Here is a 26,966-nt window from a genome sequence, read left to right on the forward strand (position 1 = left end):
ACTCGTGAGGAGGGGGCGACGCCTGGGGATCGACGTCGGGGACGCCCGGATCGGGGTGGCGTCCTGCGACCCGGACGGGATCTTGGCCACACCGGTGGAGACCGTGCCCGGTCGGGACCTTCCCGCGGCGCATCGGCGCCTGCGGGCTCTGGTGGAGGAGTACGAACCGGTGGAGGTAGTCGTCGGTCTTCCTCGCTCCCTGAAGGGGGGCGAGGGACCGGCGGCGGGGAAGGTGCGCGGCTTCGCCCGGGAGCTGGCCCAGGGCATCGCCCCTGTCCCGGTCCGTCTGATCGACGAGCGGATGACCACCGTCACGGCCGGCCAGGGGTTGCGCGCCTCCGGGGTGGGCTCCCGGAAGGGGCGTTCCGTGATCGACCAGGCCGCCGCAGTGATCATCCTTCAGCAGGCGCTCGAATCCGAACGGGTGTCAGGCAAGCCACCCGGCGAGGGCGTCGAAGTGGTCATCTGATCGCGATACGGTAACGTTCCGCGAGACGCGGCGGTGGTCGAGCAGCCGCCGCGCCGCCAGAGGCGGAACGGAAGTCGGTCGCGCCGGCCGGTGCGCACGCCCGTCTCGCGTCGCTAGGGGATCGATGACTGAGTATGGCCGGGGCTCAGGCTCCGCACCGTGGCATCCGCAGGACCCGTCGTACGGGAACGGCGGATGGGACGGCCGGTCCACCGAGGCCGATCCGGCCCCCTTCGGAGGCTCGACGACCTACCCCGGGCAGCCCCCCCGCGCACCCTACGACGAGGGTTGGCAGGAGACCCCGTACGCCGACGGCGGACAGGCCGAACCGTGGCGGCTCGCCGAGGACGGCGGGCGCCGGGATCGGCGATACGCGGCGGCGGACCCCGGCGCGAGCCTCCCCGGCGACGAGGAGGGCCGGCCGGATTTCCGTTACCCCGACCCGACCGATCCCTACGGCGGAGGGGGCGATCCGGCCGACCACGGATACGACACCGGGTATCACGACCCCTACAACACGGGGGGCGCCTACCCTCCGCCGGCCCCGCCCGGCCGCCGCGGTCCCTCGCCGCGAGAAGAGGAGGACACACCCTCGGGAGTCGGAGCGCGTGGCCGGCCCGGAGGCGGCTCGCCGCGTCGCGTGGACGCCGGGCGGGCGCGTCGCCGGGCCCCTCGGGGAGGAGGCAGATCCAAGAAGAACCGCACGCCTCTCGCCTGCCTCGTGGTCTGCCTGGTCCTGGGGGGCGGGGCCTTGGGCGTCACCTACTTCGGCTACCAGTTCTACCAGGAGAGGTTCGGTTCGGCACCGGATTTCGAAGGCGACGGCAACGGCGAACCGGTCAGCGTCACGATCCCGGAAGGCGCCGGAGGTTCCGTCATCGGACAGGAGCTGAAGCGCCAGGGCGTGGTCAAGAGCATCGATGCCTTCGTGGCCGCCCTTCAGAGCCACCCCGAGGGCAAGAGCATCCAGGACGGCGTGTACACCCTGGAGAAGGAGATGTCGGCCCAGGCCGCCATCGAACTGATGCTCAGCCCCGAGAGCCGTGACAATCTGATCATCGCCGAGGGGCGACGGAACGCGGAGATCTACCGACTCATCGACGAGCGGCTCGAGGTGGCGGAGGGCACCACCGCGAAGGCCGCGGAGAACGGATATCGCGACTTCGGCCTGCCGGACTGGGCACTCGACCACGAGGACGTCAAGGACCCGCTGGAGGGGTTCCTTTTCCCGTCCAGCTACGCCGTCTCCAAGGGACAGCGACCCGAGGACGTGCTGAAGCAGATGGTGCGGCGGGCCGACGAGAGCTATCGGACCCTGGGCCTGGAGGACAAGGCCGAGGGGCTCGGTCTGGACGACCCCTGGCAGCTGCTCACCGTCGCCAGCCTGGTGCAGGCGGAAGGGCGCAGCCATGACGACTTCCGCAAGATGGCCGAGGTCATCTACAACCGGCGCGAGCCGAACCCGCAGACCAACGGCATGCTGGAATTCGACTCCACCTACAACTACATCAAGAACCAGAGCGAGATCGATCTCACTCTGAAGGAACTCCGCACCTTCGACAACCCCTACAACACCTACTTCTACAAGGGCCTGCCTCCCGGGCCGATCAGCAATCCGGGGGAAGAGGCGTTGCGCGGGGCGCTCTCGCCGACGAACGACGGCTGGTACTACTTCATCTCCCTCGACGGTGACACGAGCCGGTTCACCCGGACCAACGCCGAGCACGAGAAACTGGTCCAGGAATTCAACGAGTCGAGGAAACAGTGATGCCCGCACGTCGCCGAGCGGCGGTCCTCGGCTCGCCGATCGCCCACTCCCTCTCCCCGGTGTTGCACCGCGCCGCCTACGCCGCGCTCGGGCTGGAGGACTGGACCTACGACCGGTTCGAGGTCGACGAGAAGGCGTTGCCCGGCTTTCTCCGGGGCCTGGGCCCCGAGTGGGCGGGCCTGTCGCTGACGATGCCCCTGAAACGGGCCGTCCTCCCGCTGCTCGACGAGATCAGCTCCACCGCGGCCGCGGTGGAGGCGGTGAACACCGTCGTCCTCGCCGAGGGAGGGCGCGCCGTCGGCGACAACACCGATATTCCGGGCATGGTGGCCGCGCTGCGGGAGCACGGTGTGGAGCGAGTGGAGGAGGCGGCGATCCTGGGCGCGGGCGCCACGGCCTCCTCCGCGCTGGCGGCGCTGGCGAGGATCTGCTCCGGGCCGGTCACCGTCTACGCCCGCGGCGAGACGCGAGCGGCCGAGATGCTCCGGTGGGCCGAGCGGTTGGGGGTGGAGGCGCGGATCGCCGACTGGACGGACGCGGCGCGAGCGTTGCGCGCCCCGCTCGTCGTGGCCACGACACCGTCGGGTTCCACCGACTTCCTGGCGGACGAGGTGTCCGCCCCTCCCGGCACCCTGTTCGACGTGCTCTACGACCCCTGGCCGACTCGGCTGGCCGCGCGTTGGTCGGCCGCGGGCGGTTCCGTCGTCGGCGGTCTCGACCTCCTGGTCCACCAGGCCGTGCTCCAGGTGGAGCTGATGACGGGCCGCGCGCCGGCCCCACCGGCCGCCATGCGGGCCGCGGGCGAACGGGCGCTCGCCGCGCGCCGACCCCGGGCCTCGTAGGCGCCTCGACTCCGGGGAGGACCGGGAGGCCCGTGGGAGACCGGGACGTGGGAGGATCGTAGCCGGCGGGCCGGGGCCGCGCACCCGGTCGCGTCGCGATCCCGGAATGGCGCGAGCACTGAGGAGCACCGTTGAGCAGGTTGCGCTGGCTGACCGCGGGGGAGTCCCATGGTCCGGCACTCGTGGCGACGCTGGAGGGGCTGCCCGCGGGTGTGCCGGTCACCACGGAGTTGGTGGCGGACCATCTGGCGAGACGACGGCTGGGCTACGGCCGCGGCGCCCGGATGAAGTTCGAGCGGGACGAGGTCACCTTCCTCGGTGGTGTCCGGCACGGACTGACGCTGGGGTCTCCGGTCGCCGTCATGGTGGGCAACACCGAGTGGCCGAAGTGGGAACAGGTGATGGCCGCCGATCCGGTCGACCCGGAGGTGCTGGCCGATCTGGCCCGCAGCGCGCCCCTGACCCGACCCCGCCCCGGCCACGCCGACCTGGCGGGGATGCAGAAGTACGGATTCGACGAGGCCCGTCCGGTACTGGAGCGCGCGTCGGCGCGCGAGACCGCCGCGCGGGTGGCGCTCGGCGCGGTGGCGCGATCCTTCCTGAAGGAGGCCGCCGGGATCGAGATCGTCTCCCACGTGGTGGAACTCGCGGCGGCCAAGGCGCCCTACGGAGTGGTTCCCACGCCGGCCGACGTGGCGCGGCTGGACGCCGACCCGGTTCGCTGCCTGGACGAAGAGGCCTCCGCGGCGATGGTGGCGCAGATCGACCAGGCCCACAAGGACGGCGACACCCTCGGTGGTGTCGTGGAGGTGCTGGCCTACGGGGTGCCCGTCGGGCTCGGCTCCCACGTCCACTGGGACCGGAGGCTGGACGCCCGTCTGGCCGCGGCGCTGATGGGCGTGCAGGCCATCAAGGGCGTGGAGCTCGGAGACGGGTTCGACCTCGCCCGTGTGCCCGGCTCTCGGGCGCACGACGAGATCGTGGCCACGACGGAAGGGATCCGCCGCGCCACGGGGCGCTCCGGTGGCACGGAGGGCGGGCTGTCGACGGGCGAGCCGCTTCGGGTGCGGGCGGCGATGAAGCCGATCGCGACCGTACCGAGGGCGCTGCGCACCGTGGACGTCGCCACGGGGGAGCCCGCCCAGGCGCATCACCAGCGCAGTGACGTGTGCGCCGTCCCGGCGGCCGGGATCGTGGCGGAGGCGATGGTCGCGCTGGTCCTCGCGGACGCGGTCACCGAGAAGTTCGGCGGCGACAGTGTCTCCGAGACCCGTCGGAACGTGCGGTCCTTCCTCGACTCGCTGGCGATTCGGTGAGCCGTCCGGTGCTGGTGCTGGTCGGACCGATGGGGGTGGGCAAGTCCACCGTCGGGCAGTCGCTCGCCGAGCGGCTCGGCGTGGCCTACCGTGACACTGACGCCGACGTGGTCGCCGGCGACGGACGTTCCATCTCGGAGATCTTCGTGGAGGAGGGGGAGCCCGCCTTCCGCGCCCTGGAGAAGCGCGCGGTGCGCACCGCTCTGGACGAGCACAAAGGAGTCCTCGCCCTCGGGGGCGGGGCGGTGCTCGACCAGGAGACCAGGGAGTCGTTGGCCCGGCAGCGGGTCGTGTACCTGTCCATGGGCGTCGAGGAGGCCGTGCGGCGCACCGGTCTGAACGTCGCCCGACCGCTCCTGGCGGTCAATCCACGCAAGCAGTGGCGCGAGCTGATGGAGGCCCGCCGCCCCCTGTACGAGGAGGTCGCCACCGCGGTCGTGCCGACCGACGGGCGCACCCCCGGGGAAGTCACCCGGGCCGTACTCGACGCACTGGAGTTGAGGGACGCATGAGCGAGGCTGTCACCCGCATCGGCATCGGAGGCACCGAGGGAGTCGAGCCGTACGATGTCCTGGTCGGCCGGCGGCTCTTGGGCGAGCTGGCCGGTCTGGTCGGCGAGCGGGCCGCTCGGGTCGCCGTGATCCACCCCGAGGCGTTGGCGGAGACGGGCGAGGCGCTGCGGGCCGACCTGATGGGGCAGGGCTACGAGGCCGTCGCCGTCCAGGTGCCGAACGCGGAGGAGGCCAAGACCGCCGAGGTGGCCGCCTACTGCTGGAAGGCACTGGGCACCTCCGGGTTCACCCGCACCGATGTGGTCGTCGGCGTCGGCGGAGGGGCCACGACCGATCTGGCCGGCTTCGTGGCCGCCACGTGGCTCCGCGGCGTGCGATGGATCGCGATCCCCACCACCGTGTTGGCCATGGTGGACGCGGCGGTCGGCGGCAAGACCGGGATCAACACGGCGGAGGGGAAGAACCTCGTCGGCTCCTTCCACCCACCGGCCGGCGTGTTGTGCGACCTCGCGGCCCTGGAGTCGTTGCCCGTCAACGACTACGTGTCGGGCCTGGCGGAGGTCGTCAAGGCCGGTTTCATCGCCGACCCGCGGATCCTGGAGCTGATCGAGGCGGATCCCCGGGGCGCCCGAGGCCCGGACGGGCCGCACACGGCCGAACTGATCGAGAGGTCGATCCGAGTCAAGGCCGACGTCGTCTCGGCCGATCCGAGGGAGTCCGGGCGGAGGGAGATCCTCAATTACGGCCACACCCTCGGCCACGCGATCGAGAAGAACGAGCGGTACACCTGGCGGCACGGGGCGGCTGTCGCCGTCGGCATGCACTTCGCGGCCGAGCTCGGGCGTCTGGCGGGCCGGCTGGACGACGCGACCGCCGACCGGCACCGCAGCGTGCTCGAAGCGGTCGGATTGCCGCTGCACTACCGACACGACCAGTGGCCCCGACTGCTGGAGACGATGAAGGTGGACAAGAAGTCGCGAGGGCACCTGCTGCGTTTCATCGTCCTGGACGGACTGGCCAAACCCGTCGTGCTGGAAGGCCCCGACCCGGCGGTCCTCCTCGCCGCCTACGGCGAGGTCGGCCGGTAGGGCATCGCGGCATCCGGCCGCGGACCTCCCCGCCGTCGACCCGCCGGGGGCGAGGCGGTACGGTTCCCGCCGGGCGGATCCGCGACGTGGAGCCGCCGAGCGAGCCGAGGAGTGGAACCGGATGGAGCACGCGGTGGGGGGTCCGCTGCCGCCACCCCACCGGCATGGACCCGATCCGATCGGTGGTCGGCCCGCTCGGACGGCGGAGGTCTCGCCCACCCCGACGCCTCGGACGCCGGAAGCCGGCGGGGCGCTGCCACGACCACCCCCCGGGACACGACGCCCCGTACCGTCCCCCGACGTCGGGCCCGCGCGGCGCCTCCCGGGGCGCAGGCCGCCTGCGCCGCGCCCCGCCGCCGGCCCTCTAGCGGTCCTCCTCATCGGCCCCGCCGGCGCCGGCAAGACCAGCGTCGCCCGGTACTGGGCCGACCACCGACCGACGCCCACCGCCCACGTCAGTCTCGACGACGTCCGGGAGTGGGTTCGCTCCGGTTTCGCGGACCCCCGGTCCGGCTGGGGCCCGGATTCCGAGACCCAGTACCGACTGGCCCGCCGCACCTGCGGCTTCGCCGCGCGGAACTTCCTCGCCAACGGCGTCTCCTGCGTGCTCGACGACGCTGTCTTCCCCGACCGTCCCACGGTCGGCCTCGGCGGTTGGAGGCGTCATGTCGGTCCCGGCCTGCTGCCCGTCGTCCTGCTGCCGGGCCTCGACGTCGTCCTCGACCGGAACGCCCGCCGCTCGGGCACCCGACGACTCGACGACGAGGACATCGCCAGGATCCACGGCCGCATGGCCGGTTGGTACGGTTCCGGACTGCCGATCATCGACAACTCCCGCCTCGACGTGCCGGGCACCGCGCGGATGCTCGACGAGGTGCTCGCCGGCAGCGGGGCTCCAGCCCGGTGCTGATGCCGCCGGCGGCGGAGGGCCGCCGCGATGCCGGCCCCGGCACCGCACGCCGGCGGACCGTGTGGTCGTGGCATGGGCGTCGGCCGCTCACTCGGCCTTCTCGAACGGCGCCCCCTCCCGACTGCGCATACGCTCGGCACATGGCAGAGGTGTACGCGGCCCGCCGGGCCCGCCTGCGCGACCACTGCACCGCCGGTGGCGGCGCGGCGGCACTGATCTCCCGCCCCGCCAACGTGCGCTATCTCGCGGGCGGTGCGCCGGGACACGCCGTGCTGCTGGTCGGTCGGAGCGAGGGGCAGGACCTGCTCCTCTGCCCGGAGTCGGCGGAGGACCGCCTCGCCCGGGAGCGCACCGACGAGCGGCTCCGGGTGCGCCCGCTCGACCTGTCCGCCCGGGATCCGGTGGTAGCCGCCGCCGAGACGGTCGCGGCGTCCGGCACGGACACCCTCGCGGTGGAGGAACACCATCTCACCGTCGCCCGGCACCAGGCCTTGCGTGGGGCCGCCCCGGGGCTGCGCCTGACGGACCTCGGCCGCGCGGTCGAACAGCACCGGGTGGTCAAGGACGAGGAGGAGATCTCGTGCCTGCGCATCGGCGCCGAGATCGCCGACCAGGCCCTCGGCGAGCTGCTCGAATCCATCCTGGTCGGTCGCACCGAGCGGCACCTGGCCCTGGAGCTGGAGCGGCGACTGATCGACCACGGCGCCGACGGCCCGGCCTTCCCCACCTCGGTCGCGGCGGGCCCCCACGCCGGCCGCGCCGGTCATCGCCCCACCGACCGGCGAGTGGAGGAGGGGGACTTCCTGTCCGTCTGCCTCGGAGCCACCTACCGCGGCTACCGTTGCGAGATCGGCCGCACCTTCGTCATCGGCACCTCGCCCGCCGACTGGCAGATCGAACTCTACGATCTCGTCTTCGCGGCCCAGCGCGCGGGCCGCGAAGCGCTGCTGCCCGGCGTCTCCTGCCGTGACGTGGACCGCGCCGCGCGGCAGGTGCTGGACGCGGCCGGTCACGCGGAGCGCCTGACCTCGGCCACGGGACACGGTGTCGGAATCGAAATCGCGGAGGACCCTCGGCTGACCCCGACGGCCATGGGTAAACTGGACGCTTGCGTGCCGGTCACCGTCGAGCCGGGGGTCCACCTCCCGGGACGGGGCGGTGTCCGGATCGACGACACGCTCGTCGTGCGCCCCGAGGCGGACGGCGGACCCGAGCTACTCACCATCACGACCAAGGAACTGCTCGCGCTCTAGCCCGCTGCTGTGCGCGTCAGGGCCCCGCGGTCGTCCACACGTCCAGTCCAGGAGATTCCGCAACCGTGGCTTCCACGAACGACCTCAAGAACGGCCTGGTGCTCAAGCTCGAAGGCGGCCAGCTCTGGTCCGTCGTCGAGTTCCAGCACGTCAAGCCCGGCAAGGGCCCGGCATTCGTGCGCACCAAGCTCAAGAACGTGCTGTCCGGCAAGGTCGTCGACAAGACCTTCAACGCCGGAGTCAAGGTCGAAACGGCCACCGTCGACAAGCGCGACATGCAGTTCTCCTACATGGACGGCGACTACTTCGTCTTCATGGACATGCAGACCTACGACCAGCTGCACATCGACCGCAAGGTGGTCGGGGACGCGGCGAACTTCCTGGTAGAGGGGTTCGAGGCGACGGTCGCCCAGCACGAGGGGGAGGTGCTCTTCGTCGAGCTTCCCGCCGCCGTCGAACTGACCGTCCAGGAGACCGAACCGGGCGTCCAGGGCGACCGCTCCACCGGCGGCACCAAGCCCGCGACGCTGGAGACCGGGCACCAGATCCAGGTGCCGCTCTTCATCACCACCGGTGAGAAGATCAAGGTCGACACCCGCACCAGCGACTACCTCGGCCGGGTGAACAGCTAGCCGTGGCCGCCCGCAACACGGCCCGCAAGCGGGCCTTCCAGATCCTCTTCGAGGCGGACCAGCGCGGGGCCGACGTCCTGACGGTGCTCGCGGACTGGATCCGGCACTCTCGCACCGACACCCGACAGCCCCCCGTGAGCGAGTACACGATGGAGCTGGTCGAGGGATACGCGGAGCACGCGACCCGGATCGACGAACTCGTCGACCAGTACGCGGTGGGGTGGACGCTCGACCGAATGCCGGTCGTCGACCGGAACATCCTGCGTCTCGGGGCCTTCGAGCTGATCTGGGCGGACGAGACCCCGGACGCCGTCGTGCTGGACGAGATGGTGCGGCTGGCGAAGGAGTTCTCCACCGACGAGTCGCCGTCGTTCGTGAACGGTCTGCTGGGCCGGCTGAAGGACATGAAGTCCTCGCTGCGCCGCGAGGGGGCCTGACGGCGACGTGGGGCTCCGCCCCGGGTGAGGGGTCCGCGGCGCGCGCCGCGGACCCCTCCGTCGTCGGGAGGCTCCTCGGGTCCGGGATGAGCGGCCGGCCCGGCCGCGGCGCCGCTCGAGTCGGCCAACGGGGTCGGGTGGGCGACCACGCGGCCCCGGGAGCGACATCGCCGGGGCGGCCGTGACCGAATGGTCCGGCCACCCCGGCGGCACTTCTCCGGGACGTGGATGGCGATCCTCGGCCCGCTCTCGGGAGGGCGGGTTCTCAGACCTCCTCGTGGGCCGCCACGGCCCGCCGCGCGTCCGCGTCCAGCACGCCCCAGCTGATCAACTGCTCGGTGAGTACCGAAGGCGACTGATCGTAGATGACGGCGAGGGTGCGCAGGTCGTCCTGGCGGATGGAGAGCACCTTGCCGTTGTAGTCGCCGCGCTGGGACTGGATGGTGGCCGCGTAGCGCTGCAGCGGACCGGCCTTCTCCGCCGGGACCGTGGCGAGCCGCTCCAGGTCCAGGACCAGCTTCGGCGGGGGCTCGGCGGCGCCACCGGGCGTGGTTCCCGGCAGCAGTTCCTGGACGGGAACACCGTAGAAGTCCGCCAGCTCGGCGAGGCGCTGAACGGTCACGGCACGGTCCCCGCGCTCGTACGAGCCGACCACCACGGCCTTCCAGCGCCCCTGGGACTTCTCCTCGACACCGTGAAGGGACAGGCCCTGCTGGGTGCGGATCGCCCGAAGCTTGGCCCCGAGCTGCTTGGCGTATTCGCTGGACATAAGGCTCCCCGGACACTGGGTCGACGCGGCCGGTTCCTGTCCATGCCGCGCGGTCGGTAACTCACTGTGAGGTTACGCAGCGTTACTCTCCCCCGTCAAGCCGAATGGTCCGCACCGGCTGTTCCGCGGCGGCGGGACGGGGTTGCGCCACCCGAGTGACGGAGGAGGGCGTGGAGGAGGAGGGGGCGGGTGAAGGGCGGGCACGATCCGGCCTGCTACCGTTGACGACGCAACTTCCGGCGTCCTTTAACGTCCGTCCAGAGAGGCGGAGAAGGAGGTCCGTTCCGTATGGACGATCAGGACACGCGGGCCGAGGCGCGAGCCGTGCTCGAGGCCCCCGACATCACGCGGGTGTTGACCCGCATCGCCCACGAGATCGTCGAGCGCGCCAAGGGCGCCGACGACGTGGTCCTCCTCGGCATCCCGACGAGGGGTGTCTTCCTCGCCCGCCGGCTCGCTGCCAAGCTGACCCGGATCACCGAGCGCGAGACCCCGGTGGGCTCACTCGACATCACGATGTACCGCGACGATCTGCGCATGCACCCGCCGCGTGCGCTGGCCCGCACCGAGATCCCCGCCGACGGCCTCGACGGCCGACTCGTCGTCCTCGTCGACGACGTGCTGTTCTCCGGCCGTACCATCCGCGCCGCCCTCGACGCGCTGAACGACATCGGACGCCCCAGAGCGGTGCAGCTCGCGGTCCTCGTCGACCGCGGACACCGCGAACTGCCCATCCGTGCCGACTATGTCGGAAAGAACCTCCCGACGTCGCTGCGGGAGACGGTCAGGGTGCGGCTCTCCGAAGAGGACGGGCGGGACACGGTGCTGCTGGGCGCCGGTCCCGTGCACCCCCGCGCGCACCTCTAGAGCCCCGGGCCGAGCCCCCGCCGGTGGCCGAAGTGCCCTCGCACGCCCGAATTCTCCTGAATGAACAGCCCTACGGAGCCTGACAGATGCAGCGCCATCTCATCTCGGCCGCCGACCTCACCCTCGACGACGCCGTCCTGATCCTCGACACCGCCGAGGAGATGGCACGCGTCGCCGACCGGCCCATCAAGAAGCTGCCCACCCTGCGCGGTCGCACCGTCGTCAATCTCTTCTTCGAGGATTCCACCCGGACCAGGATCTCTTTCGAGGCAGCGGAGAAACGGCTCTCCGCCGACGTCATCAACTTCTCCGCCAAGGGCTCCAGCGTCTCCAAGGGCGAGTCGTTGAAGGACACCGCCCGGACGCTGGAGGCCATGGGCGTCGACGCGGTCGTCATCCGGCACGGCGCCTCCGGCGCCCCCTACCGGCTCGCCGAGTCGGGCTGGATCGACGCCGCGGTGATCAACGCGGGGGACGGCACCCACCAGCACCCGACGCAGTCGCTGCTGGACGCCTTCACCATGCGGCGGCGCCTGATCGGCCCCGACGTCGGGCTCGGCCGGGACCTCGCGGGGCGACGGGTCACCATCGTCGGCGACATCCTGCACAGCAGGGTCGCCCGGTCGAACGTGGACCTGCTGCACACGCTCGGCGCCGAGGTGACCCTCGTGGCCCCGCCGACGCTGTTGCCGGTCGGGGTGGAGAGCTGGCCGTGCCTGGTCTCCTACGACCTCGACGCCGCCCTTTCCGAGGCCGACGCCGTGATGATGCTGCGGGTCCAGCGGGAACGGATGAACGCCGCGTTCTTCCCGACCGAGCGCGAGTACGCGCGCCGCTACGGACTCGACGCACACCGCATGGCCCGGATGCCGGCGCACGCGATCGTCATGCATCCCGGGCCCATGGTCCGCGGTATGGAGATCACCGCCGAGGTCGCCGATTCCGCCCGCTGCACCGTGGTGGAGCAGGTCGCCAACGGCGTCTCCGTTCGCATGGCCGTGCTCTACCTGTTGCTCGGCGGCAACGAGCCCGCCGTCGCCCCCGCCCGAACCACCGAGGAGAAGTGAGACCATGAGCAAGACCCTGATCCGCGGTGCGCGGGTGCTGGGCGGAGACCCGGGGGACGTCCTCGTCGCGGACGGGACGATCGCGGCCGTCGGACCCGACCTCTCGTCCGACGGGGCCGAGGTCGTCGAGGCCTCCGGTCGAGTCCTGCTGCCCGGTCTCGTCGACCTCCACACGCACCTTCGCGAGCCGGGGCGCGAGGACTCCGAGACGGTGCTCACCGGCACGAGGGCGGCGGCGACCGGCGGATACACCACCGTCTTCGCCATGGCCAACACCTTCCCGGTCGCCGACACGGCCGGCGTCGTCGAACAGGTCTGGCGACTCGGGAGGGAGTCCGGATACTGCGATGTGCGGCCGGTGGGTGCGGTCACGGTCGGTCTGGAGGGCGCCAAACTCGCGGAGCTGGGTGCGATGCACGAGTCTGCGGCGGGCGTCACGGTCTTCTCCGACGACGGCAAGTGCGTTCACGACGCCGTGATCATGCGCCGGGCTCTGGAGTACGTCAAGGCCTTCGACGGCGTCGTGGCCCAGCACGCCCAAGAGCCCCGCCTGACCGAGGGCGCGCAGATGAACGAGGGGATCGTCTCGGCGGAACTGGGGCTCGGCGGCTGGCCTGCCGTGGCCGAGGAGTCGATCATCGCCCGGGACGTCCTGCTCGCCGAGCACGTGGGATCCCGCGTGCACATCTGCCACCTGTCGACCGCCGGATCCGTGGAGATCGTCCGCTGGGCGAAGTCGCGCGGCATCCGGGTCACCGCCGAGGTCACCCCGCATCACCTCCTCCTCACCGACGAGATGGTCCGCACCTACGACCCGAGGTACAAGGTCAACCCGCCGCTGCGCACCGAGCGCGACGTCACGGCGCTGCGCGAGGCGCTCGCCGACGGCACCATCGACATCGTCGCCACCGACCACGCCCCCCACCCCCGGGAGGACAAGGACTGCGAATGGGCCGCCGCCGCCATGGGCATGGTCGGTCTGGAGACGGCCCTGTCGGTGGTCCAGGAGACGATGGTCGAGACGGGTCTGCTCGACTGGGCCGCCGTCGCCGACCGGATGTCCGCGACCCCCGCACGGATCGGGGGGGCCGAGGGTCAGGGACGCCCCGTCGTGGCGGGCGAGCCGGCCAACCTCACTCTGGTCGACCCCGCCCACCGTGGGCCCGTGGACCCGGCGGGCTTCGCCTCCCGCAGCCGCAACACGCCCTACGAGGGGCGCACACTGCCGGGCCGTGTCACCCACACCTGGCTGCGTGGCAAGGCCACGCTCGTCGACGGGAGGCTCACATGACATCGCTCCTGCTGGCCGTCGAGAAGCAGTCGGCGGAGGTGACCGACTGGGCGGCGAGGATCGGCTGGGTGGTCGGCCTGGGCCTGTTCGTCGCCCTCGTCTACTGGCTGATGCGCGAGGGCTGGAAGTGGCGGGGCACGCTCCAGGGAGACCTCCCGGCGCTGCCCGTCGCGCCCGAGAGGAAGGGAGCGGTCAGACTGGTCATGAGCGGCCGATACCACGGCTCCACCACCGCCGGTCACTGGCTGGACCGCATCGTGGCGCACGGTCTGGGCACTCGCAGTCGGGTCGAGCTCACCCTGACGGACGCGGGGCTCCACGTCGTACGCCCCGGCGCGGCGGACTTCTTCGTCCCGGTGTCCGCGCTGCGCGGGGCCCGGCTCGACAAGGGCATCGCGGGCAAGGTCCTCACCGAGGGCGGGCTGCTCGTGGTGACCTGGGCACACGGCGGGACACCGATCGACTCCGGCTTCCGCTCCGACCGCGCGGCGGAGCACGCCGAGTGGGTCGACACCCTGAACCACATGATCGACACGAAGGAAACGGAAGGCGCGCGATGACGACCTCCACCCGGGGAGTCCCCAGGACTCCCGCCGTACTCGTCCTGGAGGACGGCAGGACCTTCCGCGGCCGTGCCTACGGGGCCGTGGGGTCCACCTTCGGCGAAGCCGTGTTCTCCACCGGCATGACCGGCTACCAGGAGACCCTCACCGACCCGTCCTACCACCGACAGGTCGTCGTGATGACCGCGCCGCACGTCGGCAACACGGGCGTCAACGACGAGGACGCCGAGTCCCGGCGGATCTGGGTCGCCGGCTACGTGGTGCGCGACCCCGCCCGGCTCCCCTCCAACTGGCGCTCGCGCCGTTCCTTGGACGAGGAACTGCGTGGGCAGGGTGTCGTCGGCATCTCCGGGGTCGACACCCGGGCCCTCACCCGGCACCTGCGCGAGCGGGGAGCCATGCGCGTCGGGATCTTCTCCGGCGACAGGCTGCCGGACGACGGGACGATGCTGGCCGAGGTCCGGCGGACCCCGGAGATGGTCGGTGCGGACCTCGCGGCGGAAGTGGCCACCGCGGATCCGTATGTCGTCCAGGCCAGGGGCTCCGACGGCACGGAACTGCCGATCGGCGCGGCCCGGTTCCGTGTCGCCGCGGTGGACCTCGGGATCAAGGGGATGACCCCCTGTCGGATGGCCGAACGCGGCGTCGAGGTCCACGTGCTGCCGGCGACGGCCACGCTCGACGACGTCTACGCCGTCCGACCCGACGGGGTGTTCTTCTCCAACGGCCCCGGCGACCCCGCCACGGCCGACCATCCCGTCTCCCTGATGCGGGGCGTGCTGGAACGCGGCACGCCTCTGTTCGGCATCTGCTTCGGCAACCAGATCCTGGGCCGCGCCCTCGGCTTCGGCACCTTCAAGCTCAAGTACGGACACCGGGGCATCAACCAGCCGGTGCGGGACCGCGTGACCGGCAAGGTCGAGGTCACCGCCCACAACCACGGCTTCGCCGTGGACGCGCCGCTGGACCGGGTCTGCGACACCCCCTACGGGCGCGCCGAGGTGTCCCACGTCTGCCTCAACGACGACGTGGTGGAGGGTCTCCGGTTGCTCGACCGGCCGGCGTTCAGCGTCCAGTACCACCCCGAGGCGGCGGCCGGCCCCCACGACGCCGCCTACCTGTTCGACCGCTTCGTCTCCCTGATGGAGGGCCAGCGTGCCTAAGCGCTCCGATATCCGGTCCGTCCTGGTCATCGGCTCCGGCCCGATCGTCATCGGACAGGCCGCCGAGTTCGACTACTCCGGAACCCAGGCGTGCCGGGTCCTCAAAGCGGAGGGACTCAGGGTCGTCCTGGTCAACTCCAACCCGGCGACGATCATGACCGACCCGGAGATCGCCGACGCCACCTACGTCGAGCCGATCACCCCGGAGTTCGTCGAGAAGATCATCCAGAAGGAACGCCCCGACGCGCTGCTCCCCACCCTCGGTGGTCAGACGGCGCTCAACACCGCCATCGCGCTGCACGACAGTGGGGTCCTGGACAAGCACGGCGTGGAGCTGATCGGGGCCAACGTCGAGGCGATCCACAAGGGCGAGGACCGCGACCGTTTCAAGGAGGTCGTCGAGGCGGTCCGGCGCGAGATCGGGCACGGCGAGTCCGCGCGCTCGGTCATCTGCCACTCCATGGCCGACGTCCTCGAAGGCGTGGAGACGCTCGGCGGGTACCCGGTCGTGGTCCGTCCCTCCTTCACCATGGGCGGTGCCGGCTCCGGCTTCGCCCACGACGAGGAGGAACTGCGTCGCATCGCCGGGCAGGGCCTCACGCTCTCGCCCACCAGCGAAGTGCTCCTGGAGGAGTCCATCCTCGGCTGGAAGGAGTACGAGCTGGAGCTGATGCGAGACAAGCACGACAACGTCGTGGTGGTCTGCTCCATCGAGAACTTCGATCCGATGGGCGTGCACACGGGCGACTCGATCACCGTCGCTCCGGCGATGACGCTGACCGATCGCGAATACCAGATCCTCCGCGACATCGGCATCGCGGTGATCCGCGAGGTCGGTGTGGACACCGGCGGCTGCAACATCCAGTTCGCGGTCGACCCCGCGGACGGCAGGGTCATCGTCATCGAGATGAACCCGCGGGTCTCGCGATCCTCCGCGCTCGCCTCCAAGGCGACCGGGTTCCCGATCGCGAAGATTGCCGCCAAGCTCGCCGTGGGGTACACCCTCGACGAGATCCCCAACGACATCACGGCAGAAACGCCCGCGTCCTTCGAGCCGACGCTGGACTACGTGGTAGTGAAGGCGCCGCGCTTCGCCTTCGAGAAGTTCCCGGGCGCCGACTCCACTCTCACCACCACGATGAAGTCCGTCGGTGAGGCCATGGCGATCGGGAGGAACTTCACCGAGGCGCTCCAGAAGGCGCTGCGCTCACTGGAGAAGCAGGGCAGCCAGTTCGAGTTCGTCGGCGACCCGGGTGACAGGGAGGAACTCCTCCGCGAGGCCGGACGCCCGACGGACGGTCGGATCAACACGGTGATGCGGGCCGTGCGCGCCGGGGCCTCCCGGGAGGAGGTCTTCGCCGCGACCCGCATCGACCCGTGGTTCGTCGATCAGCTGTTCCTGATCAAGGAGATCGCCGACGAGCTGACCGAGGCTCCCGAGCTGACGGCGGAGCTGCTGGGCGAGGCCAAGCGGCACGGCTTCTCCGACCATCAGATCGGCCTGATCCGGGGGTTGCCGGAAGCCGTCGTCCGCGAGGTCCGGCACGCGCTGGGGTTGCGTCCGGTCTACAAGACCGTCGACACCTGCGCGGCGGAGTTCGCGGCCCGCACGCCCTACTTCTACTCCTCCTACGACGAGGAGAGCGAGGTCGCCCCCCGGGAGAAGCCGGCCGTGGTCATCCTCGGCTCGGGGCCCAACCGCATCGGTCAGGGAATCGAGTTCGACTACTCCTGCGTCCACGCCTCCTTCGCGCTGGGCGAGGCCGGGTACGAGACCGTGATGGTCAACTGCAATCCGGAGACCGTCTCCACCGACTACGACACCTCGGACCGGCTCTACTTCGAGCCGCTCACTCTCGAGGACGTACTGGAGATCGTGCACGCCGAGGCGCAGGCCGGTCCGATCGCGGGCGTGGTCGTCCAACTCGGCGGTCAGACCCCGCTCGGCCTGTCGCAGGCGTTGAAGGACAACGGCGTGCCCATCGTGGGGACGCCGCCCGAGGCCATCCACGCGGCCGAGGACCGCGGGGCCTTCGGCCGGGTCCTCGCGGAGGCCGGGCTCCCCGCACCCAAGCACGGGACCGCCACGGCCTTCGCCGAGGCCAAGGCCATCGCCGACGAGATCGGTTACCCCGTCCTCGTCCGCCCCTCGTACGTCCTCGGCGGGCGGGGGATGGAGATCGTCTACGACGAGACGCGGCTCGCGACCTACATCGCCGAGTCGACCGAGATCGGCCCCTCGCGCCCGGTGCTGGTCGACCGCTTCCTCGACGACGCGATCGAGATCGACGTGGACGCCCTCTACGACGGGCACGAGTTGTACCTCGGCGGGGTGATGGAGCACATCGAGGAGGCCGGAATCCATTCGGGCGACTCCGCCTGCGCGCTCCCCCCGATCACCCTCGGCGGATTCGACATCAAGCGGCTTCGTGCGTCGACCGAGGCCATCGCGGAGGGCGTCGGGGTCCGCGGACTGATCAACATCCAGTTCGCCATGGCCGGCGACGTTCTCTACGTCCTGGAGGCCAATCCCCGGGCCTCGCGCACCGTGCCCTTCACCTCGAAGGCGACCGCGGTTCCGTTGGCCAAGGCCGCCGCGCGGATCTCGCTGGGCGCCACCATCGCCGGGCTCAGGGCCGAGGGACTGCTCCCGGCCTCGGGGGACGGCGGCGAACTGCCGCTCGACGCGCCGATCTCCGTCAAGGAGGCGGTTCTGCCCTGGTCCCGCTTCCGGGACATCCAGGGGCGCGGCGTGGACACCGTCCTGGGCCCGGAGATGCGTTCGACCGGCGAGGTCATGGGCATCGACTCGGTCTTCGGCACCGCCTACGCCAAGTCCCAGGCCGGTGCGTACGGTCCGCTGCCGACCAAGGGGCGGGCGTTCATCTCGGTGGCGAACCGGGACAAGCGGTCCATGATCTTCCCGGCGCGCGAACTGGTCGCCCACGGCTTCGAGCTGCTCGCCACCTCGGGCACGGCGGAGGTCCTCAAGCGCAACGGCATCCACGCGACCGTGGTCAGGAAGCAGTCGGAGGGCACCGGTCCCGACGGTGAGCGGACCATCGTGGGGTTGATCCACGACGGCGAGGTCGACCTGATCGTCAACACTCCCTACGGCACTGGGGGCCGACTCGACGGCTACGACATCCGGACGGCGGCGGTGGCGCGCGGTGTGCCCTGCCTGACGACGGTCCAGGCCCTCGCGGCGGCCGTGCAGGGCATCGACGCGCTGAACCAGGGGGACGTGGGCGTCCGCTCGCTGCAGGAGCACGCCCGGTTCCTGACCGCGGCGCGAGACTGACGTCGTCGCCGGGCACCGCCTCCCGTCGGGGAGCCGTGCCCGGCGAGGGCTTCGCCGCCAGGAGCGACACCACCGACGACGGCGTACCTCGCCACCCGAGGCCTCACGAGGACACATGTACAAAACCTTCTTTCGACTCGTTTTCTGCCGCGTGGACCCCGAGCGGGCCCACGGGTGGGCTTTCCGCTGGATCGGGTGGGCGTCCCGGGTCCCGGTGCTTCGCACCTTCGTGGCCGCCGTACTGGCCCCGCGCCACGAGGAGCTGCGGGTCGAGGCGCTCGGTCTGCGCATGCACGGCCCCGTCGGGCTCGCCGCCGGATTCGACAAGAACGCCGTGGCCATCGACGGCATGGCCATGCTCGGCTTCGACCACGTCGAGGTCGGCACCGTCACCGGCGAGCCTCAGCCGGGCAACCCCCGCAAGCGGTTGTTCCGGCTGGTCCGGGACCGGGCCCTGATCAATCGGATGGGCTTCAACAACGAGGGCTCCCGGGCGGTCGCGGCCCGTCTCGCCGCCCGGACCCCGGTCTTCCGCCCGGTCGTCGGCGTCAACATCGGCAAGACCAAGGCCGTCCAGGAGGAGGAGGCGGTCGGGGACTACGTCCGCTCGACCGAGCGACTGGCCCCGTACGCGGACTACCTGGTCGTGAACGTCTCCTCCCCGAACACGCCGGGGCTGCGCGGCCTGCAGGAGGTGGAGCGGCTGAGGCCGCTGCTCCGCGCCGTCCGGGAGGCCGCCGACCGGGCCGTCCCCGCCCGGCGGGTTCCCCTGCTCGTCAAGATCGCTCCGGACCTCTCGGACGAGGACGTGGACGCGGTGGCCGACCTGGCCGTCGCGCTCGGGCTGGACGGCATCATCGCCACCAACACCACCGTCGCCCGCGAGTCGCTCGGGCTGACCTCGTCGCCCGCCCTCGTCCGGGAGGGCGGTGGCCTCTCGGGGGCTCCGCTGAAGGAGCGCTCCCTGGAGGTGTTGCGGAGACTGTACGCCCGGGTGGGTGATCGGATCGTCCTCGTGGGGGTCGGAGGTGTCGAGTCCGCGGAGGACGCCTGGCGGCGCGTCCTGGCGGGAGCGACTCTCGTCCAGGGCTACAGCGCGTTCGTCTACGAGGGCCCGACGTGGGCCCGGTCCCTGCACCGGGGGCTCGCCGAGCGGCTCCGTCGCAGCCCGTACGCCACGCTCGCCGACGCCGTCGGCGCCGACGTCAGGAAGGCACCTCGTGACTGACCCCTTCGGCGCGCGGTTGCGCCGGGCCATGGACCGGCGCGGCCCCCTGTGCGTCGGCATCGATCCACACGCCTCGCTCCTCGCCGACTGGGGTCTGGACGACACCGTCGAGGGTCTGGAACGGTTCAGCCGCACGGTGGTCGAGGCGGTCGCCGACCGGGTGGCCGTCCTCAAGCCGCAGAGCGCCTTTTTCGAGCGGTTCGGCGCGCGGGGCGTGGCGGTCCTGGAACGGACGGTGCGGGAGGCGCGGGAGGCTGGCGCGCTCGTGGTCATGGACGCCAAGCGCGGCGACATCGGCTCGACGATGGCCGCCTACGCCGAGGCGTTCCTGCACCGCGACGCGCCGCTCCGCTCGGACGCGCTGACGGTCTCGCCCTACCTGGGGTACGGCTCGCTGCGGTCCGCCGTCGAGACGGCGCGCGAGCACGGTGCGGGACTGTTCGTCCTGGCCCTGACCTCCAATCCGGAGGGGGCCGAGGTGCAGCACGCCACCGGACCGGACGGACGGGCCGTGGGCGCCGCGGTCCTGGCGCACCTGGCGGCCGAGAACGCGGGCGAGCGGCCCCTGGGGTCCTTCGGAGCGGTGGTGGGCGCGACGCTGGGCGATCTCTCCCGCTACGACCTGGACGTCAACGGGCCGCTGCTGGCGCCCGGCATCGGTGCTCAGGGGGCCACCCCGGCGGACCTGCCCAGGGTCTTCGGGGCGCAGATCCGTCAGGTGGTGCCCAACGTCAGCAGGGGCCTGCTGAGGCACGGTCCCGATGTCGGGGCGCTGCGGGGGGCCGCGACGCGGTTCGCGAAGGAGATCGCCGCGGCGGTGGCGCGACCTTGAGTCCGCCGTGTGGGGAGTAGACTCCGAGCTTGCCCCAGAACCAGCGTGAAATGTCCGAATGGTCGGCCGAGGTTCAAGGCTGACCAGGACTTTTCCTCTGTTCTCGCTGACTCTCGCGTTTCCGACCGCTAGTCTCCGACGAGTGGGGCCCCCTCCCGCGCCCCGCGAGGCGGCGGGGAGAAGGGGCGAGCGTGTTGCTCGTGGTTCCCCTGGTGTGGGGCGACTAGGTTCCTCACCGGTCCGTATCCGACAGTTCGACATCCGAGGTGACGTAGGCGTGGCTCTTCCGCCCCTTACCCCCGAACAGCGCGCAGCCGCGCTCGAGAAGGCCGCCGCGGCTCGCCGGGAGCGGGCCGAGGTCAAGAATCGACTCAAGCACTCCGGCGCCTCCCTCCACGAGGTCATCAAGCAGGGGCAGGAGAACGACGTCATCGGCAAGATGAAGGTCTCCGCCCTCCTGGAGTCGATGCCGGGCGTGGGCAAGGTCCGCGCCAAGCAGATCATGGAGCGGCTCGGCATCTCCGAGAGCCGCCGGGTCCGCGGCCTCGGTTCCAACCAGATCGCCTCCCTGGAGCGCGAGTTCGGCAGCACCGGCGGTTGAGTCCGGACCACTCCGGGTTTGCTGGAATAATCGGGGCATGACTGAACGTCCGCGACTGACCGTGCTCTCCGGCCCTTCGGGGGTCGGCAAGAGCACGGTCGTCGCCCACATGCGCAAGGAACACCCCGAGGTCTGGCTCTCGGTGTCGGCCACGACCCGCGCGCCACGCCCAGGTGAGCGGCACGGGGTCCACTATTTCTTCGTCACCGACGAGGAAATGGACAAGCTGATCGCCAATGGGGAACTTCTTGAGTGGGCGGAGTTCGCCGGCAACCGCTACGGCACGCCGCGCGCGGCCGTGACGGAGCGGCTGGAAGCGGCCGAGCCCGTGCTGCTGGAGATCGATCTTCAGGGGGCGCGCCAGGTCCGGGAGTCCCTGCCCGACGCCCGACTGGTGTTTCTTGCCCCTCCCTCCTGGGAAGAGCTGGTGCGCCGGCTCACCGGTCGGGGCACGGAGGCGCCGGAAGTGGTGGAGCGCCGGCTGGAGGCCGCGAAGACCGAACTGGCGGCCGAGCCGGAGTTCGACCTGACCCTGGTCAACACCTCCGTCGAGGACGTCGCGCGCGAGCTGCTAACCTTGGTGAACGTCGTGTGATCGCGACCGGCACCTGGGTGGTCGGGTCGAGGCGCTTCGGCGGACTTCGGCGCGAGCGGCCGGTGTCCGGCCGCAGACCGTGACCGATCGTCCGGACCGAGATTTCTTTCCCCACCATCGGAAGGTAGAGCGTGTCCTCTTCCATCTCCGCGCCCGAGGGCATCATCAACCCCCCGATCGACGAGCTCCTCGAGGCGACCGACTCGAAGTACAGCCTCGTGATCTACGCGGCCAAGCGCGCCCGCCAGATCAACGCGTACTACTCGCAGCTGGGCGAGGGTCTCCTCGAGTACGTCGGTCCGCTCGTCGACACCCACGTCCACGAGAAGCCGCTCTCGATCTCTCTGCGCGAGATCAACGCCGGGCTCCTGACCTCCGAGGCCATCGAAGGCCCGGCGTAGCGACGGAAGACCCTTGGCGATCAGTTCGTAGTATCGTCAGCGGGACGCTGACTTTTCCACAGGCCCGGCAGCACACCGCCGGGCCTGTGGTGTGTGATGAGGGCGTAGCCCTTCCGAGCCGCGGGGAGAGACGGTGGCAAAGCCCGAGATCGTTCTGGGAGTCAGTGGCGGTATCGCCGCCTACAAGGCGTGCGAGATCCTGCGTCGCTTCACTGAGTCCGGCCACGAGGTCCGGGTCGTCCCCACCGCCTCGGCGCTCCGGTTCGTCGGAGCGGCGACGTGGTCGGCGCTCTCCGGCAACCCGGTCGCCACCGAGGTGTGGGACGACGTACACCAGGTCCCGCACGTCCGTATCGGGCAGCGGGCCGATCTGGTCGTGGTCGCCCCGGCGACGGCCGACGTGCTCGCCCGCGCGGCGCACGGTCTGGCGGACGATCTTCTGACCAACACCCTGCTCACCGCGCGCTGCCCGGTGGTGTTCGCGCCGGCGATGCACACCGAGATGTGGGAGCACCCGGCCACCCGCGAGAACGTGGCCACTCTCCGGCGCCGAGGCGCCATCGTCATCGAGCCCGCCGTGGGGCGGCTCACCGGGAAGGACACCGGTCCGGGCCGGCTGCCTGAGCCCGCCGAGATCCACGCGGCGTGCCGGCTGATCCTGGCGCGCGGTACGGCCGTGCCGGACCTCGCCGGACGCCATGTGGTGATCAGTGCCGGAGGGACCCGGGAGCCTCTGGACCCGGTCCGCTTCCTCGGCAACCGCTCCTCGGGCAAGCAGGGGTACGCCCTGGCCCGGACGGCGGTGGCCCGAGGCGCTCGGGTCACGCTGATCGCGGCCAACGTGGCGCTGCCCGATCCCGCGGGGGTGGAGGTGGTCGCGGTGGGCACGGCGACCGAGCTAGGAGAAGCGGTGCGGGCGGCGGCGGGGGAGGCGGACGCCGTCGTGATGGCCGCCGCCGTCGCGGACTTCCGCCCGGCGGTCTACGCGCCTGGCAAGATCAAGAAGCGTGAGGGGCGGGACCCCGAGCCGATCGCCCTCGTACGCAACCCGGACGTTCTCGCCGAGCTGGCCGCGGAGCGCTCCCGCCCGGGGCAGGTGGTCGTGGGCTTCGCGGCCGAGACCGAGGAACCCCTGGTCAACGGCCGGGCCAAGCTCGCGCGCAAGGGATGCGACCTTCTCGTGGTCAACGAGGTGGGCGAGGACAGGACCTTCGGCGCGGAGGAGAACGAGGCCGTGGTGCTGGGCGCCGACGGCAGTCGGACGCCGGTCCCGCATGGTCCGAAGGAGGACCTGGCGCACACCGTCTGGGACCTCGTGGTGGAGCGCCTCGGGTGAGATCGGCATCGTACCGCCGGGGCATCGGCGACACATTGGGGTGTGGCGACCCTGGCCAAGGTCGCTTCCGATTGGGCAGAATGCCCGTGCCGCAGGTCATCGCGTTCCCGAGAGCCGAGACGGGTGGGGCCACGGCCAGGTGCGACCGATAAACTGTTCGCAGGATGTCGCCGGGTGCAGCTCCCCGCGTCGTCCGTCATTGATCAGACAGCAGCCGCTGCAACCACAGGGAGCGTTGTGTCCCGTCGCCTGTTCACCTCGGAGTCCGTGACCGAGGGTCACCCCGACAAGATCGCTGACCAGATCAGCGACACGATTCTGGACGCGCTTCTGCGCGAGGACCCGGCCTCCCGGGTCGCCGTCGAGACGCTGATCACCACCGGCCTGGTGCACGTGGCCGGAGAGGTCACCACCAAGGCCTACGCGGACATCGCCACGCTGGTCCGGGGCAAGATCCTGGAGATCGGCTACGACTCTTCCAAGAAGGGCTTCGACGGCGCTTCGTGCGGTGTCTCGGTCTCCATCGGCGCCCAGTCCCCGGACATCGCCCAGGGAGTCGACACCGCCTACGAGAACCGGGTCGAGGGCGACGAGGACGAGTTGGACCGGCAGGGCGCCGGCGATCAGGGTTTGATGTTCGGCTACGCCTCCGACGAGACCCCGACGCTGATGCCTCTCCCCGTCTTCCTGGCGCACCGGCTGTCCAAGCGCCTCTCGGACGTCCGCAAGAACGGCACCATCCCCTACCTGCGTCCCGACGGCAAGACGCAGGTCACCATCGAATACGACGGCGACAAGGCCGTGCGCCTCGACACCGTCGTCGTCTCCTCGCAACACGCCAGTGACATCGACCTCGACTCGCTGCTGGCGCCCGACATCCGCGAGTTCGTCGTCGAGCCGGAGCTCAAGGCCCTGCTCGACGAGGGCATCAAGCTCGACACGGAGAACTACCGCCTCCTGGTCAACCCCACCGGCCGGTTCGAGATCGGTGGCCCGATGGGGGACGCCGGACTGACCGGCCGCAAGATCATCATCGACACCTACGGAGGCATGGCCCGCCACGGTGGCGGCGCCTTCTCCGGCAAGGACCCGTCCAAGGTCGACCGCTCCGCCGCGTACGCCATGCGCTGGGTCGCCAAGAACGTGGTGGCCGCGGGCCTCGCGTCCCGCTGCGAGGTGCAGGTCGCCTACGCCATCGGCAAGGCCGAACCGGTCGGCCTCTTCGTCGAGACCTTCGGCACCGCGAAGATCGACCCGGACAAGATCGAGCGCGCCATCGAGGAGGTCTTCGACCTGCGCCCGGCCGCCATCATCCGCGATTTGGACCTGCTGCGCCCGATCTACGCGAGGACCGCCGCGTACGGGCACTTCGGTCGCGAACTGCCCGAGTTCACCTGGGAGCGCACCGACCGGGTGGACGCACTGCGCGCCGCCGTCGACCGCTAGGCCCGAACCCGGCACACACACGGCACGCGGGCGACGGCCCGTGGGTCCGGCCTTTTCGGAATGAGCCGGGCCCACGGGCCTCGGCGTGCGCGGCCTCGATCCGGCCGCTGTCGGCGGGCTTTGGTAGGAATGCAGGGTGAACACCGCAGACCGGCCGGGGGAGGGCGGCGGACGGACCCCGCCGCCGGAGCAGCTGGCTCTCATCCGGGAGGCCGTGCGCGAGGCACCCGCTCCGCGCGCCCGGCCGCGCACCTGGCGGGGCGCGAATCTCGCAGAGCACCTTCCCATCGCCCGGGTACTCGTCGACCGGGGCCCCCTCCACCTCGACCGGTTCTTCGACTACGCCGTCCCCGCGGAACTCGACGCCACCGCGCTGCCCGGGGTCCGGGTCCGGGTCCGTTTCGGCGCGGGTACCCACCAGGTGCGCCACGGCCGACGCGAAGGCGGTGGCCTGCGGGACGGCTTCATCGTGGAGCGGCTGGCCGAGAGCGACTACGACGGCCCTCTCGCGGCACTGGCCCAGGTGCTGTCGCCCGAGCCCGTGCTCGACCCGGACCTGCTGGCGATCACCCGTGCGGTGGCCGATCGCTACGCGGGGAGCCTCGCCGACGTCCTGAGGATGGCCGTCCCACCGAGACACGCCCGCGCCGAGCTTCGCACGCCGTCTCCGCCGCCGCCCCCACCCTCCCCACCCGGCCCGGGGACGTGGCTCCGCTACCGACACGGACCCGAGTTTCTCTCCGCCCTGGCCGAGGGCAAGGCCCCCCGGGCGGTCTGGAACGCGCTGCCGGGTCCCGAGTGGGCCGCGGAGATCGCCGCGGCGGTCCGGGCCACCCTGGCATCCGACCGCGGGGCCGTGGTGGTGGTGCCGACCGGTCGACACGCCGCGCGGGTCGACACCGCCTTGCGGGAGACGCTCGGCCCCGGGGGGCACGCGCTGCTGACCGCGGAGGCGGGCCGCGAGCGCCGCTACCGCGAGTGGCTCGCGGTGCGTCGGGGATCGGTCCGCGCGGTCGTGGGGACCCGCGCGGCCATGTTCGCGCCGGTGCGGGATCTCGGCCTGGTGGCGTTGTGGGACGACGGCGACGCGGCGCACGGCGCCGAGGGCGCCCCGTTCCCGCACGCCCGTGAGGTGCTGGAGTTGCGAGCGGCGCGCGGCGGCTGTGGCTTCCTCCTGGGGGGCTGGAGCTGCACGGCGGAAGCGGCCCAACTGGTCGGCAGCGGCTGGGCCATCCCCGTCGCCGCGGATCGGGAGAGGGTGAGGGCGACCGCTCCTCGGGTGCGGGCCGTCGACGAGGGTGACCTCGCTCGGGACGGCGCGGCGCGCAGCGCCAGACTGCCGTCCGTGGCCTGGGAGACCGCGCGGGACGGGCTGCGCCGAGGGCCGGTCCTGGTACAGGTCCCTCGGCGGGGATACGCGCCGCGGCTCGCCTGCGCGCGCTGCCGCGAGCCCGCCAGATGCGCCGGTTGCGCCGGGCCGCTGGAGGCCAGGGAGCGCGATGGGGCCCTGCACTGCTCCTGGTGCGGTCGGGAGGACGACACGTGGCAGTGCGACCGCTGCGGCGGGGCGCGGCTGCGCGCGCGGATCGTGGGAGCCCGGCGCACCGCCGAGGAACTCGGCAGGGCGTTCCCCGCCGTGCCGGTGCGGACCTCCGGGCGGGAGCAGGTCCTGGACACCGTCCCCGACAGCCCCGCGCTGGTGGTCAGCACACCCGGTGCCGAACCCGTCGCGGAGGGTGGCTACGCCGCGGCGCTCCTCCTGGACGGCTGGGCGATGTTGGCGCGCCCGGATCTGAGGTCCGCGGAGGACGCCCTGCGCCGTTGGATCGCGGCGGCTTCCCTGGTGCGACCCCGGGAGAGCGGGGGCAGTGTGGTGATCGTCGCCGAGGCGTCGCTGCGCCCCGTCCAGGCCCTGGTGCGCTGGGATCCGTTGGGACACGCCAGGCGAGAACTGGCCGAGCGGGCGGAACTGGGGTTCCCGCCGGCGTGCCGAATGGCCTCGGTGACCGGTACACCGGATGCTCTCGCCGGTTTCCTCGGGGAGGTCGCCTTGCCCGCGGACGCGGAGGTCCTGGGACCCGTCCCGCTGCCCGAGCTGCGGACGGGGCGCGGTACCGAGCGGAGTGCGGGCCCGAGGGCGCGGGCGCTCGTCAGGGTGCCGCCAGGCAGCGGCTCGGCCCTGGCCGCGGCCCTCAAGACGGCTCAGGCACGGCGACAGGCCCGGGGCGAGGGGGAGCGAGTGGCCGTGAGGATCGACCCGTCCGACATCGGCTGAACGC

Annotated in this window: 25 protein-coding genes; 24 read left to right on the forward strand and 1 reads right to left on the reverse strand. The window is 71.6% G+C overall.

Translation table 11 applies throughout. The annotated features are described in order from the left end of the window. The first annotated feature begins 4 nt into the window (after positions 1-4). The 10 genes from ruvX to nusB all read left to right on the forward strand — a co-directional run bounded on the left by ruvX (position 5) and on the right by nusB (position 9,227). On the forward strand, positions 5-469 hold the full coding sequence (ruvX, locus tag JEK78_RS20185) for a Holliday junction resolvase RuvX (RefSeq protein ID WP_200261582.1): 465 nt from the start codon (positions 5-7) through the stop codon (positions 467-469). Between the two features lie 124 nt (positions 470-593). Further along, positions 594-2,237, forward strand: a complete 1,644-nt coding sequence (mltG, locus tag JEK78_RS20190; protein ID WP_200261583.1) for an endolytic transglycosylase MltG — start codon at positions 594-596, stop codon at positions 2,235-2,237. After that, positions 2,237-3,079: a shikimate dehydrogenase gene (locus JEK78_RS20195; RefSeq protein ID WP_200261584.1), complete on the forward strand. Its 843-nt coding sequence runs from the start codon at positions 2,237-2,239 to the stop codon at positions 3,077-3,079. Before mltG ends, JEK78_RS20195 begins: the two co-directional genes overlap by 1 nt. A gap of 131 nt (positions 3,080-3,210) precedes the next feature. Beyond that, the gene (gene aroC / locus JEK78_RS20200) at positions 3,211-4,395 is read left to right on the forward strand and encodes a chorismate synthase (RefSeq protein ID WP_200261585.1); all 1,185 of its coding nucleotides are present in this window, start codon (positions 3,211-3,213) and stop codon (positions 4,393-4,395) included. After that, entirely contained in the window at positions 4,392-4,907 is a 516-nt protein-coding gene (locus JEK78_RS20205; RefSeq protein WP_200261586.1) for a shikimate kinase, read from the forward strand. Before aroC ends, JEK78_RS20205 begins: the two co-directional genes overlap by 4 nt. Next, on the forward strand, positions 4,904-5,995 hold the full coding sequence (gene aroB, locus JEK78_RS20210; RefSeq protein ID WP_200261587.1) for a 3-dehydroquinate synthase: 1,092 nt from the start codon (positions 4,904-4,906) through the stop codon (positions 5,993-5,995). Before JEK78_RS20205 ends, aroB begins: the two co-directional genes overlap by 4 nt. 121 nt (positions 5,996-6,116) lie before the next feature. Beyond that, the gene (locus JEK78_RS20215; protein ID WP_200261588.1) at positions 6,117-6,905 is read left to right on the forward strand and encodes an AAA family ATPase; all 789 of its coding nucleotides are present in this window, start codon (positions 6,117-6,119) and stop codon (positions 6,903-6,905) included. Positions 6,906-7,045: 140 nt separating this feature from the next. Then, positions 7,046-8,158 (forward strand): aminopeptidase P family protein, encoded by a 1,113-nt coding sequence (locus tag JEK78_RS20220; RefSeq protein WP_200261589.1) that lies wholly within the window; start codon positions 7,046-7,048, stop codon positions 8,156-8,158. A gap of 65 nt (positions 8,159-8,223) precedes the next feature. Next, positions 8,224-8,790, forward strand: a complete 567-nt coding sequence (gene efp, locus JEK78_RS20225) for an elongation factor P (protein WP_200261590.1) — start codon at positions 8,224-8,226, stop codon at positions 8,788-8,790. 2 nt (positions 8,791-8,792) lie between these two features. Next, entirely contained in the window at positions 8,793-9,227 is a 435-nt protein-coding gene (gene nusB / locus JEK78_RS20230) for a transcription antitermination factor NusB (protein WP_200261591.1), read from the forward strand. Between the two features lie 265 nt (positions 9,228-9,492). On the opposite strand, the gene bldD is transcribed toward nusB, so the two are convergent. Further along, the gene (gene bldD / locus JEK78_RS20235) at positions 9,493-9,996 is read right to left on the reverse strand and encodes a transcriptional regulator BldD (RefSeq protein WP_200261592.1); all 504 of its coding nucleotides are present in this window, start codon (positions 9,994-9,996) and stop codon (positions 9,493-9,495) included. A 288-nt stretch (positions 9,997-10,284) separates the two neighbouring features. Between bldD and pyrR the strand changes: the two genes are divergently transcribed. From pyrR to JEK78_RS20305, 14 genes are all read left to right on the forward strand, one after another. After that, the gene (pyrR, locus tag JEK78_RS20240; RefSeq protein ID WP_200261593.1) at positions 10,285-10,863 is read left to right on the forward strand and encodes a bifunctional pyr operon transcriptional regulator/uracil phosphoribosyltransferase PyrR; all 579 of its coding nucleotides are present in this window, start codon (positions 10,285-10,287) and stop codon (positions 10,861-10,863) included. Positions 10,864-10,949: 86 nt separating this feature from the next. Beyond that, complete coding sequence (locus JEK78_RS20245) at positions 10,950-11,930, forward strand: aspartate carbamoyltransferase catalytic subunit (RefSeq protein WP_200261594.1); 981 nt, start codon at positions 10,950-10,952, stop codon at positions 11,928-11,930. Positions 11,931-11,934: 4 nt separating this feature from the next. Beyond that, positions 11,935-13,221, forward strand: coding sequence for a dihydroorotase (locus JEK78_RS20250; protein ID WP_200261595.1), 1,287 nt, complete (start codon positions 11,935-11,937; stop codon positions 13,219-13,221). Further along, positions 13,218-13,781: a hypothetical protein gene (locus JEK78_RS20255; RefSeq protein WP_200261596.1), complete on the forward strand. Its 564-nt coding sequence runs from the start codon at positions 13,218-13,220 to the stop codon at positions 13,779-13,781. Before JEK78_RS20250 ends, JEK78_RS20255 begins: the two co-directional genes overlap by 4 nt. Then, positions 13,778-14,947: a glutamine-hydrolyzing carbamoyl-phosphate synthase small subunit gene (carA, locus tag JEK78_RS20260; RefSeq protein WP_200261597.1), complete on the forward strand. Its 1,170-nt coding sequence runs from the start codon at positions 13,778-13,780 to the stop codon at positions 14,945-14,947. The genes JEK78_RS20255 and carA overlap by 4 nt, the downstream gene beginning before the upstream one ends. After that, a complete protein-coding gene (gene carB / locus JEK78_RS20265) occupies positions 14,940-18,248 on the forward strand; it encodes a carbamoyl-phosphate synthase large subunit (protein ID WP_200261598.1) in 3,309 nt (1,102 codons plus the stop codon). The genes carA and carB overlap by 8 nt, the downstream gene beginning before the upstream one ends. A gap of 115 nt (positions 18,249-18,363) precedes the next feature. Beyond that, a complete protein-coding gene (locus JEK78_RS20270; RefSeq protein ID WP_200261599.1) occupies positions 18,364-19,476 on the forward strand; it encodes a quinone-dependent dihydroorotate dehydrogenase in 1,113 nt (370 codons plus the stop codon). Positions 19,477-19,504: 28 nt separating this feature from the next. Further along, positions 19,505-20,308 carry an orotidine-5'-phosphate decarboxylase gene (gene pyrF / locus JEK78_RS20275; protein WP_242483436.1) on the forward strand — a complete coding sequence of 268 codons (804 nt, stop codon included), beginning with the start codon at positions 19,505-19,507 and terminating at the stop codon, positions 20,306-20,308. Positions 20,309-20,585: 277 nt separating this feature from the next. Then, on the forward strand, positions 20,586-20,909 hold the full coding sequence (locus JEK78_RS20280) for an integration host factor, actinobacterial type (RefSeq protein WP_200261601.1): 324 nt from the start codon (positions 20,586-20,588) through the stop codon (positions 20,907-20,909). A 37-nt stretch (positions 20,910-20,946) separates the two neighbouring features. Then, a complete protein-coding gene (gmk, locus tag JEK78_RS20285) occupies positions 20,947-21,504 on the forward strand; it encodes a guanylate kinase (RefSeq protein WP_200261602.1) in 558 nt (185 codons plus the stop codon). Between the two features lie 131 nt (positions 21,505-21,635). Further along, positions 21,636-21,905: a DNA-directed RNA polymerase subunit omega gene (gene rpoZ, locus JEK78_RS20290; protein ID WP_030785847.1), complete on the forward strand. Its 270-nt coding sequence runs from the start codon at positions 21,636-21,638 to the stop codon at positions 21,903-21,905. Between the two features lie 133 nt (positions 21,906-22,038). Beyond that, complete coding sequence (gene coaBC / locus JEK78_RS20295; RefSeq protein ID WP_200261603.1) at positions 22,039-23,241, forward strand: bifunctional phosphopantothenoylcysteine decarboxylase/phosphopantothenate--cysteine ligase CoaBC; 1,203 nt, start codon at positions 22,039-22,041, stop codon at positions 23,239-23,241. Between the two features lie 237 nt (positions 23,242-23,478). After that, positions 23,479-24,687, forward strand: coding sequence for a methionine adenosyltransferase (metK, locus tag JEK78_RS20300; RefSeq protein WP_200261604.1), 1,209 nt, complete (start codon positions 23,479-23,481; stop codon positions 24,685-24,687). A gap of 136 nt (positions 24,688-24,823) precedes the next feature. After that, positions 24,824-26,962, forward strand: a complete 2,139-nt coding sequence (locus JEK78_RS20305) for a primosomal protein N' (RefSeq protein ID WP_200261605.1) — start codon at positions 24,824-24,826, stop codon at positions 26,960-26,962. Positions 26,963-26,966 lie beyond the last annotated feature (4 nt).

It is taken from the genome of Streptomyces sp. HSG2 (assembly GCF_016598575.1).
Classification (GTDB): Bacteria; Actinomycetota; Actinomycetes; order Streptomycetales; family Streptomycetaceae; genus Streptomyces.